13 protein-coding genes are annotated in these 16,804 nt (G+C 41.9%); 9 read left to right on the forward strand and 4 right to left on the reverse strand.

Translation table 11 applies throughout. The annotated features are described in order from the left end of the window. The first annotated feature begins 377 nt into the window (after positions 1–377). The 5 genes from NRE15_RS11995 (at position 378) to NRE15_RS12015 (ending at position 8,209) form a co-directional block, all read left to right on the forward strand. Complete coding sequence (locus NRE15_RS11995) at positions 378–2,387, forward strand: hypothetical protein (protein WP_313793118.1); 2,010 nt, start codon at positions 378–380, stop codon at positions 2,385–2,387. Continuing rightward, on the forward strand, positions 2,368–2,967 hold the full coding sequence (locus tag NRE15_RS12000; RefSeq protein ID WP_313793119.1) for a response regulator transcription factor: 600 nt from the start codon (positions 2,368–2,370) through the stop codon (positions 2,965–2,967). Before NRE15_RS11995 ends, NRE15_RS12000 begins: the two co-directional genes overlap by 20 nt. 173 nt (positions 2,968–3,140) lie before the next feature. Further along, positions 3,141–4,202 carry a TPM domain-containing protein gene (locus NRE15_RS12005; RefSeq protein ID WP_313793120.1) on the forward strand — a complete coding sequence of 354 codons (1,062 nt, stop codon included), beginning with the start codon at positions 3,141–3,143 and terminating at the stop codon, positions 4,200–4,202. 41 nt (positions 4,203–4,243) lie between these two features. Further along, a complete protein-coding gene (locus NRE15_RS12010) occupies positions 4,244–4,957 on the forward strand; it encodes a PspA/IM30 family protein (RefSeq protein WP_313793121.1) in 714 nt (237 codons plus the stop codon). A gap of 519 nt (positions 4,958–5,476) precedes the next feature. Then, positions 5,477–8,209: a cation-translocating P-type ATPase gene (locus tag NRE15_RS12015; protein ID WP_313793122.1), complete on the forward strand. Its 2,733-nt coding sequence runs from the start codon at positions 5,477–5,479 to the stop codon at positions 8,207–8,209. An 888-nt stretch (positions 8,210–9,097) separates the two neighbouring features. On the opposite strand, the gene NRE15_RS12020 is transcribed toward NRE15_RS12015, so the two are convergent. Further along, on the reverse strand, positions 9,098–9,652 hold the full coding sequence (locus tag NRE15_RS12020; RefSeq protein WP_313793123.1) for a DUF924 family protein: 555 nt from the start codon (positions 9,650–9,652) through the stop codon (positions 9,098–9,100). Between the two features lie 118 nt (positions 9,653–9,770). On the opposite strand from NRE15_RS12020, the gene NRE15_RS12025 reads away from it, so the two are divergent. Further along, complete coding sequence (locus NRE15_RS12025; RefSeq protein ID WP_313793124.1) at positions 9,771–10,256, forward strand: LURP-one-related/scramblase family protein; 486 nt, start codon at positions 9,771–9,773, stop codon at positions 10,254–10,256. A gap of 135 nt (positions 10,257–10,391) precedes the next feature. Beyond that, positions 10,392–10,985 (forward strand): signal peptidase I, encoded by a 594-nt coding sequence (lepB, locus tag NRE15_RS12030; protein WP_313793125.1) that lies wholly within the window; start codon positions 10,392–10,394, stop codon positions 10,983–10,985. Between the two features lie 66 nt (positions 10,986–11,051). On the opposite strand, the gene NRE15_RS12035 is transcribed toward lepB, so the two are convergent. Beyond that, positions 11,052–11,492, reverse strand: coding sequence for a universal stress protein (locus NRE15_RS12035; protein WP_313793126.1), 441 nt, complete (start codon positions 11,490–11,492; stop codon positions 11,052–11,054). A 713-nt stretch (positions 11,493–12,205) separates the two neighbouring features. On the opposite strand from NRE15_RS12035, the gene proS reads away from it, so the two are divergent. Together proS and NRE15_RS12045 are read left to right on the forward strand one after the other, a co-directional pair. Next, a complete protein-coding gene (proS, locus tag NRE15_RS12040) occupies positions 12,206–13,645 on the forward strand; it encodes a proline--tRNA ligase (protein WP_313793127.1) in 1,440 nt (479 codons plus the stop codon). Between the two features lie 54 nt (positions 13,646–13,699). Further along, positions 13,700–14,221, forward strand: coding sequence for an acyl-CoA thioesterase (locus NRE15_RS12045; protein WP_313793128.1), 522 nt, complete (start codon positions 13,700–13,702; stop codon positions 14,219–14,221). A 332-nt stretch (positions 14,222–14,553) separates the two neighbouring features. Here NRE15_RS12045 and NRE15_RS12050 read toward each other — a convergent pair whose 3' ends face one another. Both NRE15_RS12050 and NRE15_RS12055 read right to left on the reverse strand, forming a co-directional pair. Further along, positions 14,554–15,537, reverse strand: a complete 984-nt coding sequence (locus NRE15_RS12050) for a YeiH family protein (RefSeq protein ID WP_313793129.1) — start codon at positions 15,535–15,537, stop codon at positions 14,554–14,556. Positions 15,538–15,554: 17 nt separating this feature from the next. After that, positions 15,555–16,742 carry a galactokinase family protein gene (locus tag NRE15_RS12055; RefSeq protein ID WP_313793130.1) on the reverse strand — a complete coding sequence of 396 codons (1,188 nt, stop codon included), beginning with the start codon at positions 16,740–16,742 and terminating at the stop codon, positions 15,555–15,557. Positions 16,743–16,804: the final 62 nt, after the last annotated feature.

Here is a 16,804-nt window from a genome sequence, read left to right on the forward strand (position 1 = left end):
GAAAAAGATATGGCAAAACTTTGCTACTAATTTAGCTATTGGTATGCAACTAAAAAATGATGCTTTTGATAGTCAAAATATCAATAAGAGTGATTTACTCAATTATGCATCTACCTTGCCTATTAATAAAGGATTAGAGATGCCAAAGAATTGAAAAATAAGAAATTTCAATTAATAATTAATCAACAAAGATCAGATATTGATTCTCGAAGATATATTGTTGATTTTATATTGAGTAGCGGAGCTCTCCATTATTGTTTATATGCTTCGGATTTATATTACAAAGAAGCCTTTAAATCACTTGATAGTTTATCGGTTAATAATAAAGATAAGTATTACTTGCTAAATTTATATTTAAACCAAGGAGATATCAAGGTATGAAATCACACTCAGCACTTCGGATGTTACTCATTACTGCATGGATAATTATTATTGGAGTTATTCTATACTTTCTCTTAAACCCACATTTATTGAATGAGTTGTTAAGCTCATTCACCCTATTCGGGTTCTTTACATTACTCATACCCACTGTCATATATAGAGATGCACCTTCGCAACCATCGACCTATAACTTAGTGATATTTAATATCTTTTTAGCGCTAATGTTTAGCTTGATCTATATTCGAGTTACGTTTATTAACAATATCGCTTTAGTGATCCTATCAATGCTCCCGTTACTTTTATATAACCTACTCACTGAAATGATTGCACTTCAAAATGTAAAGCTGGTTCGTTTTTTTAAAATAGAATTAGCTATAACAGGAGCAGTTTTTGCCACATTGTTTCTTTTACGACTGCATGGTACTCCCGCTCTAATTTTATTGTTTTTAAATAGTTTTATTATTTCCTTTTTAACCATTTGGAAAGCTAGATATAGTTTTTATAATTCACACACTAGCCGCATGGTAATCATTGGCTTTATTATAGGCTTTTTGCCAATTATACTGATTAATTTAATCCCTGCTCTCTTTTTTCCTTCTATTCAATTTCACTATGATTTTTTAATTTTCGGTTTAATTATTAATATTTCTATAGCTTTCCTCTATGTGTTTATCAAAGATCGTACCATTAAATTGTCTATGTATTCGATCATTACGTTTTTAACTATCTTGCCAGCCTATGTATTTTTCCTCATCTATTCAGTTTTAACAGAAAACAGCTATCTTTCGTTATTTTATACTTTATTGATTTATACACTTATATTTTTGACATTAGTGGCATATCAGTGGTGGAGTAATAAAAATATGCAAGCAAATAAAAATAAATATTTTACTTTTTCGAATGAAAAAGTCGAAATACTCAATCAAATTAATTTTGCTAAAACATCCTATGATCTTTATGAGTTGATTTTATCGCAGTTGCATTTGATCACTCAGAGTCCTCAAATAATGTTAATATTGGAATCCTCTGGGGACTTTCGTATTTTAGCCAATCGAAACGTACTAAATTCACAGAAATTAATTGAGATACTTCAACAAACTGACAATAGTCAAACAATAGAGTTTAATAATAAAGCATTTAAATTTCTAAAGGAACCAATTGAGGAATCCACTTTATGGGTAGTGTTTCAATTAGTCGATGCATCCATTGATGTCAGTGAAGTAGACAAACAGATGCCTTTGTATGTCCAGTTGGTTCATTCGTTTCAAAATTTACACATTAATAATGAAAAATATATTCAATCCCCAATAAGTATTGAAGATTCAATCCAACATAAATTACTGAATAATATGGATCAAGAAAGAGCACATTTTTCTAATTTTTTGCATGATGAAGTGATACAAAGTGTAAATGGAATGCGAATAATCCTCCAAAATTTAAGTGGAACTTCAGAGAAAGATAAGCGAATTATTAAGCTATTGAATGATGAATTGTTAAGTCTAAACAAACTTTTACGTAAAGAAATCAATCAATCTACACCAGCGATGCTTTCACTGCTATCATTTAATAAGAATATCGAAATGTTAATGGGTGACATGAATAGTCGATACAGTCATACAAACTTTGAATATCAAATTAATGGTGCGTTAGAAATTTCCACTCAAATGGTCACTATCATATATCGAATAATCAAAGAACTCAATATAAATATTGGAAAACATGCAGATGCGAAACAAGCTAGGACAAGTATCACTCAAGCTGATCATACTTTGATTATAACGATTGAGGATAATGGGATTGGTTTTATGCAAAATGAAGATTTAGAATACAAAATAAATGAAAGTAGTCAACATTTTGGTTTGTTATCGGTTAAAAATGATGTGAAGTGGTTAAATGGATTATTTCAATTAGATAGTTTTTCAGGTATTAGAAAAGGTATTTGTATCACAATAATGATTCCGCTAAATGAGGGTAAAGGAGAGGAAAATGAAGATTTTACATATTGATGATCACTTAATAATTGGTAAAAGTGTAGAATTAACTTTGGAAGATATTCCTGAAATATCCGAATATAAGTTTATTCAAAATGTTGAGGATTTAGATACAATAATTAAATCATTTGATCCTTCAATCGTTTTATTAGATATTCAACTTGGTGATAAAAATGGATTGACTATTGGTGAATATATTATTAATCACTATAAGAAAAAAGTAATTTTCTTTTCAGGGTTCGATTTAGTTGCTTACCATGAAAAAGCTTTAGAAATAAGGGCGTATGGTTTTATTGTTAAAGATGCGTCAATTGAAGAACTAATTACTGCATTAAAACAAGTCCATTTTGAAAACAAAAAAGTTTTTCCTCATTCAGAACGTCTTAAACAGAGCTATACTACCTTATCTGAAAGAGAGAGGGCTATTCTTATTCGATTAGCTCAAGGTACAACACAATCAAATATCGCTACTGAATTGGATATTGCAGACAAAACGGTACGCAATCATCTTGGTTCAATCTATAAGAAACTTAATACCCATAACGCTGTAGAATCAGTCGCTAAGGCAACTAAATTAGGCTTAATTAAATTGTAGTAGGTAAGAGTAGACTTCGTTTAATAATGAGGTCTATTTTTATTGTTCAAAACACTTACTTTACAGTATATTTGTGATATTTATTGGTATAAAAGGGCTCTAAATTGAATTTTAAATAGGCATATGCTATATTGAAAATGGATACAAACGATTTATAGAAGAGAGGTGTTGGAATGGCACGAGGCGGCGGTGGCGGCGGCGGTCGTGGTGGTGGCGGCTCTTCAGGAGGTAATCGCGGTGGCGGTGGCCGTATCGGCGGGAGTAGTAGTCGTGGTCGTGGTGGTTCCTCTTGGGGCGGCGGAAGTAATCGCAATACCGGAGGTGGATGGAATTCAAGGCCGGTGATTCGAACAGGCCCGATATTTACTGGTGGACCTTACCGAAGACGTAATTACGGATGGGGACCTGGTGGTGGCGCTGGCGCTGGTTGTGGTTGTACATCCATCATTGTGGCTTTAATAGTGTTTGGGATTATCATTTGGATTTTCTCCATGTTAGCTGGCGGTGGTGGTAACAATAATACAGTTGGTTTTAGCAATAATTCGATTCAAACGTCCACGGTTGAAAGAGAACCTTTGCCGTCTGGAGCAGTCAACGAGACCGATTATTATACTGACGAAGCCGGTTGGATTAGTAATGAAACGCAAATGACTAATGGTTTGCGACATTTTTATCAAGAGACGGGTGTTCAACCCTACGTTTATATTACAGAAAATATCCCTGGTTTATCTAGTTCTAATGTGACTATAAACGCGTTAGAAACGTATGCTAATGAACTTTATGATGAGTTGTTTACTGATGAGGCGCATTTGTTGTTGTTGTTTTATGAACCTGTCCCGTCGGATTATAATACCTATATCACCGTTGGAACCCAGGCAAAGCAAGTGGTCGATAACGAAGCGGTTAATATTATCTTAGATTATATTGATCGGAATTATTACGATTCTAGTTTAGGTGAGGAAGCGTTTTTCAGTAATTCCTTTAGGGATGCTGCTGACCGGATGATGGAAGTAACGACTTCGCCGTGGATTCCAGTCTTTATGGGGTTGATTGTCGTGGCGGTTGTAGCCATCCTGTTCTTCTGGTGGCGTCGCAAAAAACAACAAGATGAGATTGAAGCAAAAAGAACGGAAGACATTCTTAACCGTCCAATTGATACATTTGGTACGAATGCATCTACTGAAGTGGATGATTTAGCCAAAAAATATCAGGACGAAGACGATAGCAACAACTAATTATAGCAATAAAATTTGAAACATTTTAGGAGGAAAAATATATGTCAATTTTAGGTCGTTTTAGTGATATCATTAGTGCTAATATTAATTCGGTGATTGACCGTATGGAAGATCCGGAAAAAATGATTGATCAATATTTGCGCGAAATGATGGATGATTTAGCTGAAGTTAAAGAAAGTACTGCTGGTGTCATGGCAGAAGAAACACGTGCAAAACGTGAAGTGGATAAGAATGACGCTGAAGTTCAAAAATATGCGGAATTAGCTAAAAAAGCTGTTCAAAGTGGTAACGAAGACGATGCGCGTGTCTTCTTAACTAAAAAACAAGAGGTTGAAAGTGTGGGGGCTGGTTTAGCAACGACCTATGCAACGGCTCATGAAAATGCAGTTAAGATGCGTCAAATGCATGACAAATTAGCTAGTGACATTGAAACGTTAAGAGCACGTCGTTCAATGATTAAAGGTAAAATTTCTGTGGCTGAAGCGCAAAGCAAAGTTAACACCGCCTCTCAATCCATTACGAATTCAAAAGGTGCTATTTCTAGCTTCGAACGTATGGAAGACAAAGCCAACCGTATGTTAGATGAAGCCAATGCAATGACTGACTTGAACACCGAGCCAATTGATAAGGCTAAAGAATTAGAAGCTAAATATGCGAGCCAATCAACCGCTTCTGTGGAAGAAGAATTATCGCGTCTAAAAGCTGATTTAGGTATGGGTAGTGATAGTGCTAGTGCTAGTGATTCAGAAGAATAGTTAGTTAGGTAAGTCTGTGAGCCCGGTTGATCCCGGGCTTTTTTGTTGCAGTAAAATAAATATAACGGATGAGACCTGTGAGAAAGTTTTTTCATTCAATAAAAAGAGGAGTGAATCGAGCAGGTTTATTCCTCTTTTTGTTTTTGGTTGTGTTTTGCGGGGTTCATTGTCATGGGAGAAAATCTGAGTGACAATGGGTAAGCGGGAAGTGAGCTAAAGTTAAATAAAGCTAATCATTCGCCAAATACCTAATTTCATGACCGAATAGCCTAATTTGTAGTTTGTTTAATAGCCACACATTTCCCGCTTAGGTTCACGCACACAACAACTGTCCGAATATGTGTGCGCTCCCCATCACGCTCACAACAACAGCTCCAATATGTGTGCGCCCACGTAAGTGAGAAATGACGGTTCCTCACTTCCAACTTAGGCGGAATGCGTTTTGTTTTGTCGGGTTATTGATAAATGATATAATTTTATTGATGAGGTAAAAAAGTGATATTTATTTAGGGGGTTTTAATGGTGTTGATTTATCAGAAGAAGTTGGATGATGTGATTGAGGAGCTGGACACGTCGGTTGAGGCGGGGTTGACGCAGGCTGAAGTGGATCGGAGGCTGGAAGAGTATGGGCTGAATGAGTTGGAACAGGCTGAGCAGAAGACGGCTTGGGAAATATTTTTAGAAAATTTGAATAATATCATTGTGTATTTGTTAGGGGCTGCGGCCGTTTTGTCGGTCATGATGGGGGATTGGATTGAGGCGATTGCTGTTTTGATTGCGGTGGCTTTGTCCGTTTTCACGGGGTTTTTTGTGGAGTTGCGTGCACAAAAATCCGTCGATTCTTTGCAAGATATGGTAACAACGCAGACTAAGGTGCTGCGTGATGGTGAGACGGAAGAGATTGATTCGAATGAGCTGGTTCCGGGCGATATTATGGAGCTGGAAGAAGGCGATGCGATTTCGGCGGATGGTCGTTTGATTGAAGTGAATAATTTGGCAGTGATTGAGTCGGCTTTGACGGGTGAATCGGAGCCAGTGGAAAAAGATCCTGAGGTGACTTACGAAGCTGAAGAGGCTGTTGGGGATCGGTTGAATATGATTTATTCGGGGACGGCGGTAACACGTGGAACGGCCAAGGCTGTTGTGACGGGGACGGGAATGGATACTGAGGTAGGTCGCATTTCTGAAATGTTGGATCGTGAAGAAGATTCTCAAACGCCGTTGGATAAAGAGTTGGACAAATTGGGTAAGTTTTTGATTATGGCGGCTGTGTTTGCGGCGGCTTTAGTGGTTATTATTGGTCTATTTAATGGGCAAGCATGGACGGAGATTATTCATATTGCGGTTATTTTAGCGGTGGCTGCGATTCCTGAAGCGATGCCGGCGGTGTCGACGATTACTTTATCGCGTGGGATGAATCGGATGGCGGAGCATAAGGCTTTGGTTAAGACTTTGTCAGCGGTTGAGACTTTGGGTTCGACGTCGGTGATTGCTAGTGATAAGACGGGAACTTTGACGGAAAATCAGATGATGGTGTCTGCGATTGTTTTGGCGGATGATGAAAAGTTTGACGTGAGTGGGAAGGGTTATTATCCTGAAGGGGAGATTACGCAGGGCGACCATGTGTTTGATTTGAGTTATGAAGACTATGGCGAGTATGAAGAGGGTAGTCTGGAACAGAAATTGCTGACATTTATTTTGGATGGGTTTTTAGCGAATAATGCGAAGTTGAAGAAAGTTGATGCGGATGAAGCAGGCGATGCGTTTGAAATTATGGGTGATCCGACGGACGGGGCTTTGCTTGTTTTGGCTAAGAAGATTAACTTGAGTCGAGGTGAGCTGGAAGAGGATGGTTGGGAATTACAGGAGGAGCTGCCGTTTGATTCCGACCGGAAATTTATGGCGGTGTATTACAATGGGGACAAGCAGCGAGTTATTGTGAAAGGCGCGCCGGATGTGTTGTTTGAGCGATATTTACATGAAGAAGACCGTGAATATTGGGAAGCAAAAAATGAGGAGTTGGCCGCAGAAGGTATGCGGGTCTTGGCGGTGGCGAGTTTAGATGCGACTGCGGTTGATGAAGGATTGGGCGAGGCTGATTTGGAGGTCATTGTGGATGAGTATGCGGAGGCAATTAAGATTGAAGGCTTGGCGGGGATTATTGATCCGCCGCGCGATGATGTGAAGGGATCGATTAAGCAAACGCAAGCTGCGGGGATTAAGGTCTTGATGATTACGGGGGATCATCCGAAGACGGCGTCGGTGATTGCACAAGCGATTGGCTTGAATCATGCTGAAAATACGATGACGGGTAAGGAAATTGATGCCCTGCATGAAAATGAAGCGGGCTTTTTGGAGAAGGTGAAAGAGACGGCGGTTTTTGCGCGGGTATCGCCTGAGAATAAGTTGCAAATTATTGATGTCTTGCGCGCTGACAATCAGATTGTTGCTATGACGGGGGACGGTGTGAATGATGCGCCGGCATTGAATGGGGCGGATATTGGTGTTGCGATGGGAATTCGTGGTACCGAGGTGGCTAAAGAGTCGGCGGATATGATTCTGACGGATGACCGTTTTTCGACGATTGTTGAGGCGGTACGTGAAGGGCGCATTATTTTTGCTAATATTAAGAAGTATGTGTCTTTCTTGTTCTCCTGTAATATGGTGGAGATTATGACGGTGTTGCTGTCGATTATTTTCTTGATGCCAATGCCCTTGCAGCCGTTGCACATTCTGTTTTTGAATTTGGTCATTGATATTGGTCCTGCGATGGCGTTGGCGATGGAGCCGGCTGAGGAGGATGTGATGAAAGAGAAGCCGCGGGATCCCAATAGTGGGTTGGTGAATCGCAATTTTATGACGCGGATTATTATTAGTGGCATTATTATTGGGATAGCCGCTTTTGCTATGTTTTTGATTTTTGAGCGTTCTCAAGGCGATTTGGCCTATGCTCAGACAGCGACCTTTACTTTTATGGCGGTTGCGCAGTTGTTCCACGTTTTGAATGTGCGTAAATTTGGAAAGTTCGGTTTGGATAAGTCTTTGTTTGACAATAAATGGCTAGTGATTATGGTGCTGGTTTCAGTTGGTTTGCAACTGCTTGCGGTTTACCTACCGTTTATGAATTCGGTACTTGGGACCGTGCCACTTAGAGGGATTACCTGGCTCATGATTCTAGCCGGTGCTGTTGTTACGACGGGCATTGTGTATTTAGTGAAACGCCTATCCGGCGTCCATTCTTCAAGTGAATAAATATCGCTGATTCGTATCGCTGATTCGGCGGTGTGATTGAATAAGCCACCGAAATAAGGGGGAATTCGGCGGTGTGAATAACCGAATCGAAGTAGGATGTGAGCGACTGTCAGCTTAAGATAGCTTGCTATAGGGTGATTTAAGCTATAGTGGCCTATTTTATACTCATTTTGGACAGAATAACTGCATTCTGTCCAATTTTTCTGCTCGTGTGTGTTTATTGTCATGGGGAGAAAATCTGAGTGACAATGGGGGTAAGTGGGAAGTGAAGAACCGTCATTTCTCACTTTCGTTGGCGCACACATATTGGAGCAGTTGTTGTGAGCGTGAAACTAAGCGAGAAATGTGTGATCATTAAATAAACTACAAATTAGGCTATTCGGTCATGAAATTAGGTATTTGATGACCGATTAGCTTTATTCGGTCATGAAATCAGGTATTTGGTGACCGATTAGCTTTTATTTAACGTTCGCTCACTTCCCGCTTACCAATGGGGCGGTTTAATGTCATGAGGGAAAATCTGAGTGACAATGGGGCGGTTTAATGTTATGAGGGAAAATCTGAGTGACAATGGGGCGGTTTAATGTTATGAGGGAAAATCTGAGTGACAATGGGGCGGTTTAATGTTATGAGGGAAAATCTGAGTGACAATGGGGCGGTTTAATGTTATGAGGGAAAATCTGAGTGACAATGGGATGGCTTATTGTCATGAAGGAAAATCTGAGGTAAGTCCGCTCTCAAGCGGATTGTCGTTCCCAACCGCCACACAGCTTTCTCTCAGGCGGATAGGCAGCCCCATCCGCCACACAGCTTTCTCTCAGGCGGATAGGCAGTCCCAACCGCCACACAGCTTTCTCTCAGGCGGATAGGCGAGTCCCCACCACACCCCTACCACTTCGAACTACTGTCATCCTCGGCTAGAAAAGCTTCTTCTTCAGGCGTCGATGTGCGGCCTAGGGTGGCGTTGCGGTGGGGGTAGCGGCCGAAGCGGTCGATGATAGCTTTGTGAGCGATGGCGAATTCGGTGGTGACATCATTGCCGAGTTCTTCAAAGAGTGGTAAACCTTCGGCATGGATGACGGCGGATTCGGAATGCATAAAAGGTAATAGGGCAAATTGTTGCTCGGCTTGGGAAAGCAGGTGGTAGTCGGGTTGGCGCAACAATTCTTGGCTAAGGACTAATGCTAGCGTATCTTGAGCGTAGGCTAAAGCAGAGTTACGGTTTAGGTTGCGTGAGAATTGATCGAGGACGATTATTTCAGCTAAGCGACCTTGGATGGTGGTGCGCCAGTTGGCGAGTTCACCTTGTTTGGCAGCGACCCACGTGTCATAAAATTTGTCACGGATTTGGGCATCAAACGCATCGTTGCGGGCGAATTGTAGTTCCTTGTGTTCTGGTGCAAACCAAAAAGTAAGGACTTCAACGGATGGATGGATTGACATGAAAAGCCTCCTTGTAAAATAAAATAAAATACCAACTATTACAAGTATAGCATGTCTTATTTTGGATTCAAATGCAGATGGAGTATAATTGAGTTAGCAAAATAAAGGAGTTGATGACATGCAATTGTACATGGAACAAAAGATGTTTTCTTTTAAACAAGATTTCGATGTATTTGATGAAGATGGCCAGCCTGTTTATCATGTGGAAGGAAAAATGTTCTCCTTTGGTCGTCAAATGACTATTTATGATGCGAAAACACACTCAGAACTTGCTTTTATTAAACAAAAAACCTTAGCCTGGCTACAAACCTTGGATATTTTTAGAAATGGCCAGCTGGAAGGCAGCGTCACGAAAAAGTTTTCTTTATTTAAACCGCAGTATGACATCAAGCAGTTAGGTTGGAAAATCGAAGGGGATGTTTGGGGTTATGATTACCAAATACTTGACGATGAAGGCTATTTGATTGCTAGTATTAATAAGAAAGTCTGGTCTTGGTCTGATGCTTTTGAAATAAATATCTACGATGACGAGGACTACTATGTGGATCCGGTGATTGTCATGGCGGTTGTGATTGCGATTGACGTAGCGAAAGATAATAGTTAATGAAGCCATGGCGTGAAGCAGTGATATTTAGTTGGAATGTTTAAAAAAAGGTTGTCCTATGCGATTGAACTTGTAAAGGCCTGGGCATTTGGTTACAATAATATTAGTTAATTTTAATAGATTAGAGGAAGATAAATGTCGAATTTTTCAAGCGTTATGCGGGAAATCATTTCAACGATTGTCACATTTGTCGTTGTTTTTGTGCTGGTATGGTTGTTGCGGTTGTACGTGGTTGAGCCCTTTCAAGTGGACGGGCGCTCGATGGACAATACCTTGCAAGACGGCGAGCGACTGGTCATGCTCAAGTTAGCGGATATTGAACGGTTTGATGTGGTTGTGGTTCCGCCACCGAATGCACCTGAGAAATTGTATGTGAAACGTGTGATTGGGATGCCGGGCGACACCATTGAATTCCGTGATGATATGCTGATTTTAAATGGTCAACCACTGGAGGAACCTTACTTGGCAGAGATGCAAGCGCAAGTTGAGGGCAATTTCACTTATGATATGACTTTGGAAGAACGCACGGGCGTGACCCAAGTGCCTGAAGGCCAAATTTTTGTGATGGGGGATAACCGTCGCAACTCAACGGACGGTCGTAGTTTTGGTTTCATTAACCTTGAAGATGTGCGGGGTGAGGCGGACTTCATTCACTGGCCGCTGTCCGAGTTTGGCTTGTTGACCAAGTATGAGCTCAATGCCGATGGAACGGCCATTGTAGAGCGTTAAAATAAATATCACTGCAAAAACACCTTAGACCGCTTTTTGAAAGCTTGTCTAAGGTGTTTTTAACTGTTAGGAACTTTTTACAATTAAAACGTCACACGGTGCATGAATTGAAACGAAGTTTGAAACGGATCCAACAAAGGCGCGCGTCATGGCCCCTTTACCGGTTGCGGCAATGACTATCAGGTCGGATTTAAAGGACTTCGGATAAATATTTCCAATTAAATCCGCTGGACTACCACTTTCGACTGTGGACAAGGCTTCTAACCCTTGCGCTTGGGCTTCTTCGACGAGTCGGTCTACAAAAGACGTATCAAAAGATGCAGCAAAATCAGAGGTTGATAAACGGGTTAACTCAGGTGATAAATTGATACTACGATTGTCTATGACGAAAACGATATGGATGCGCGCTTGGTTGCGTTTGGCAATTTCGAGTGCTTTCTTGAAGGAATTACGTGACTGAGGGGATCCATCGACAGGGACTAAGATATTTTTATAGTTACCAAACATGTCCTTCACTCCTTTATACGTGTTTGCAACCGCTTACTATGTTTATTATACCTTATTTGGCAGGAAAAAGAAAGTTTGGTGTGGGGGGTGTGGGTGGCGAAGCCCACACTGTCGCTCGCCACCCATTTAATTTGCTGGCGAAGCTCGTACCCGACTTCGCCGCCAAACGGCGATTCATTTGGCGGGCACATCCAAAGTGGCCGACAAACGGCGACTCATTTGGCGGGCAAAGCTAAAGTCACCGCCAAACGGCGATTCATTTGGCGGGCTAATCCAAAGTGGCCGCCAAACGGCGATTCATTTGGCGGGCGACCCCGATTCCCCCGCCAAACGGCAGTTCATTTGGCGGGCGACAACCCATTTCTTGAGGTTTTATCATCAATCGATAGCTTCTGAAAACTTTTAGATTGAACCCTTGAGGATTTCTGCTATAATTGAGGGTAGCGATAGGAATAGTAGATGGGATTGTATGTTGATAGAGAAAGTTGCCTTGGCTGGAAGCAACTAACCGCTGAATCAATCGAACCTACCTATGGAGAACCGGAGATATTTAGTTGAAGGTTTTGAATTGGGGTTGGCCTCGTTATCGACCGTGAGTGGGCTGGTCCAGATGACCGGCAAGTAAGGTGGTACCGCGGAGAGAAACGGCTGTTCTTCGTCCTTTTGAGGACAAACAGGCGTTATTTTTTTGGGAAAAATAGGAGGAGAAAACGGTGGTTACACGTAAAGAGGATTTTTCAAAATGGTATTTGCAGACAATTCAACAAGCGGATTTGATGGATTATGCGCCGGTTAGAGGGTGTATTATTTTCAAACCAGATGGGTTTGAGATTTGGGAGCATATTCAAGAGGAGTTTAATCGTCGTTTTAAAGAGGAAGGGATTCGCAATGCGTATTTTCCGATGTTGATTCCAGAGTCATTTTTCAATAAGGAAAAAGATCATATTGAAGGTTTTAGTCCTGAGTTGCCATGGGTCACGGAGGCGGCTGGAGAAAAATTAGAAGAGCGTTTGGCCTTGCGTCCTACATCTGAAACGATGATTGGGGATGCGATGAGCCGTTGGGTGCAATCATACCGTGATTTGCCGATGGAAATTAACCAATGGGCGAACGTGTTTCGTTGGGAAAAACGGACGTTGCCATTTTTAAGAACGTCTGAGTTTTTATGGCAAGAAGGGCATACCGCGCATGCGACAGCTGAAGAAGCGGTGAAGCGGACGATGCGTAGTTTGCAAATTTATAAAGAAGTGGTTGAAGATTTGTTAGCTATTCCGGTTTTCTCTGGGGAAAAGACGCCATCTGAACGCTTTGCTGGAGCGGAACGGACGTATTCGATTGAAGCCATGATGCAAGACGGCAAAGCGGTGCAAGCGGGGACGTCGCACTTTATGGGAACCAAGTTTGCGGAAGCTTTTGATATTCGCTATTTAAATCCTGATAATGAGCATGTTTATGCCTACACGACTTCATTTGGAGCTTCAACGCGTTTGATTGGTGCTATGATTATGACGCATGGAGACGATCAAGGTTTGGTCTTGCCTCCAAGAGTGGCAGCGACGCAAGTGGTTTTAATTCCTGTGGGACCTTGGCAAAAAAATCCAGCGATTATGGAGAAAATAACCGAAATTTATAATGAATTGAAAGGGTTGGATATTCGCGCGACAATTGATGACAGTGAAAATTCGCCGGGTTATAAATTTAACGAGTGGGAATTGCGAGGGGTGCCATTTAGAATTGAAGTGGGGCCGCGTGATTTGAAGAATGAGCAAGTGATGGTGAAAGCTCGAGATTTGGATGATAAAGTGGCGGTTCCGTTTGCGGAAATTACGGACTATATTCAAAATGAAATGCAAGTGATGCAAAGCCGGTTGCTTGAGCGCGCGCGCAAAATGAATCAAGCGCAAATTTATACGGATATTGAGACTTTGGATGACCTGCAAGCCCACATCGAAGCCAAACAAGCTGCTGGTGAAAATCCTGGTTGGGTTTTAGCGGGTTGGGACGGCACGGAAGAATCTGAAGCGAAAATTAAAGAACTAACTGGCTTTACCACACGCAATATTCCTTTCGAAGGCACGGTTGAAGCTAAAACGACCTGTATTGTTACGGGTAAACCTGCGACGGCAACCGTTTGGTTGGCACGGGCATACTAAGTAGCTGAAAATTTGTGTATATAATAGAAGGAAAAAGTAAAAAAGGAGTTTTTTATGCCATCTCAGACAACCTGTCATGATACCTACGCGGTACAGACCCATAATATTTTGCCATCGCACATCAATTACCACCAAACGCTTTACGGGGGTCAATTGTTAAATTGGTTGGACAACTGCGCGAGTATTTCTTTTCGCCGCTTAGCGCGCCAAACAGGGGTGACGGCTTCTGTTGATTCCGTGAATTTTTTAAGACCGTTGCCGCTGAGCCATTCGGTTTGTATCCATACCATGGTTTCCGGCACCTCGACCCGTTCGGTTGAAATTTTTGCCAAGGTTGTGGGCGAGGACCTAGAAACCGGTGATCGCTATTTAGCCGCCACCGCCTTCTTGACCTTTGTAACGACGCCTTCGCCTGAAGGTGACGCACCGACCCCGTTACCGCAAATCGTTCCTGAAACCGATGAGGAGAAATACGTTTGCAGTGGTTACCAAAAGCGCCGTCAAGCCCGCCTAGACGCCCGCGTGGAAAACCAGGAGTTCAACGCCAACATCACCACCGACCTCCCTTGGTCCTAAACTAAATATCTCTGCTAAAAAACCTGCCCATTCGGCAGGTTTTTGCTTTAGAGCTTCCTTCCGCCGCTCAGATTGGTCACTGGCGGTTAGAAGAAGGAGTCATGGCTATTTAGATTTCAAATAGTCGGTTATTGCCACTCAGGGTTTCCCAATGACATTAAACACAAATGAGTAAAAATAGACAGGTTAGATTATTCTGTCCAAAATGAGTAGAAAAAAGGACAGAATAGCGTTATTCTGTCCAAAAATGAATAAAAAAAGGACAGAATAGCTTAAAGCATCATTTAGCAAGTAATCTTAAGCTAACAGTTCGTCACTTCCGCGCCACTCGCTCAGCCAAACAACCACTGTGTCATCACCAAACTAATCACAATCACGACCGACCAGGTGACACCACCGAGTTGGATGGTTTTTAAGCCAGCTTTCTTCAATTCTGAAAATGACACGCTCATGCCGACAGCTGCCAGGGCGAAGGTAAGTGCCAATCGGCTGAGTTGTTTCACCGAATCCGTGAAGGTGCTCGGTAGCGCAAACACATTAGCAATGACTATAGCGATGATAAAAAACAATATAAATGTTGGGAATATTTTAGCGAGCGAATAGGATGCCTTTTGAGCCTTGCCTTCTTGTTGCCAGCGCCAGTAAATAGCCACTAAGGACGTAGGGACAATCATCAGCGTCCGCACCATTTTCACTAAGGTGGCGGTATCGCCAGCTAAAGGTGAAAATTGGTAACCAGCTGCGACAACGGACGAGGTGTCGTTGATGGCGGTGCCGGCAAACACCCCGTAGGCAATGTCGCTTAAGCCAAACACCCGTGCCAAGATTGGGAAGAGCACCAATGCTAACAAATTATAAATAAATATCGTCGAAATGGCATAGGTCAAATCGTCCTCGTCAGCCTCGATAATGGGAGCAACAGCAGCAATAGCAGATCCCCCACAAATGGCGGTACCAGCGCCGATGAGCCAGCGGCTCTTGACCGAAACGCCTAACTTTTTGCCGACAACAAAAGCCGTCACGAAAGCGCCCGTAATCACCGACAAAATAATGGGTACAGCCCTCAAAGCCGTTGTGCTCAACAAGTCAAAGGATAAGGTGAAGCCGAGTAAAACCACACCCACCTTCAACATCAATGAACTAACTTTTTTCATCTGCCGGGCATCGTACAAACGGTTCAAGCCTGTGTTGGCAACGATCATGCCAAGTACGATGGCGGCAAACGAATGCCCAATCAACGGAAATTGATTGCCGATTAAATACGCAATCACCGTTACCACCAGTAACAATCCATAACTAATAACCTTTGCCTTCAAATAAATATCTCCTTATTCTACATTAAAATACGACTACGATCGCCAAACCATGTCGTTTCAAATTCAGGTGCTAAGCCAATTTCTTCTTGGCTAATCTTGGTGAGCTCCTTTTTTATCGCATCGATAGCAGCTGTTTCAACGATGGCGAAGGCAGATCCCCCCATCCGCCCATCCGTCGCATTGACCGACAATACACCAGGGAGATAGTTGGCCGCTTCAACAATTGTATCTAATTCATAACCCGTTAATTCAAATAAATCTCGCAGACTCTCGTATGAGCGATTGATTAAGGCATTGAAGAGCTCCACGTTTTTATTTCTTAATGCTTCCTTAGCACGAGATACCCGATCATGTTCATAAACAACGTATTTAGCTCGGTTTTCTAAGCGAGGATTATTGATTAAATGACGGTAACGTTCAAATTCTGATAAACTTAAATCGGTTAATTGCTGAATCGGTAATTTTTCCTTAAATTTAGTTAAGGCTGTTTCACATTCTTTGATGCGCCGTTGATATCTCATTTGATTAAATTGACGATTTCTTAAGGTATCGATTAATAAGATGGAATAGCCATTGCGTTTAAAGACCGGTATAAGTTCCGTTTCTTCCGTTATTGCGGAGTAATACAAGGTATAATCTTTATGGGCTTTCAAATGGGTGGCATAATCGGCTTTCTTCCCTTTGGCGGTTGCCTCACGTGTGAGGGTCTGCTCGGCATTATAGGCCACTTGGCCGATTTCATCGTCAGTCAGGTCAATGTCGTAAGTATAAGCTAACGACATGGTCAGTATTGAAATGATGGCCGACTCAGTAGCTAAACCAGCTCCAAAAGGGAGGTTCCAATCTAAAAGGATATCCATCCCTTGATGAATAAAGTCCGACAGCTGATTTAAAGATTGGATAATCACCTTTAGGTAATCTGTCCAACTGGCCTCGGCTGAAATTTCGGTATCGTCAATTGTGAAGGTCGCTTCTTTGTTGGTGTGAGATTTGGAACAATAGAAATGCACTTCTTGATCATCCCGCAAATGGCACATAACGTAAGCACCGCGATTGATAGTAGTCGCTAATAAATGACCTGGCACGTAGTCACTGTGGTGACCCAGGATATTTATTCGGCCGGGGGTAAACATGATGTGACCTTTCTTGCGGTTAAATCGTTTTTCAAATTGAGTGGTTAATGATTGAATCATTGCTTCGTGCATCCTCATTCCTCCTCGAGATTATTTAATAACGAAAAAAAGCTATTTTGTGCTATGATACTATA

Origin of the sequence: Fundicoccus culcitae (assembly GCF_024661895.1) — a bacterium.
Taxonomy (GTDB): Bacteria; Bacillota; Bacilli; order Lactobacillales; family Aerococcaceae; genus Fundicoccus_A; species Fundicoccus_A culcitae.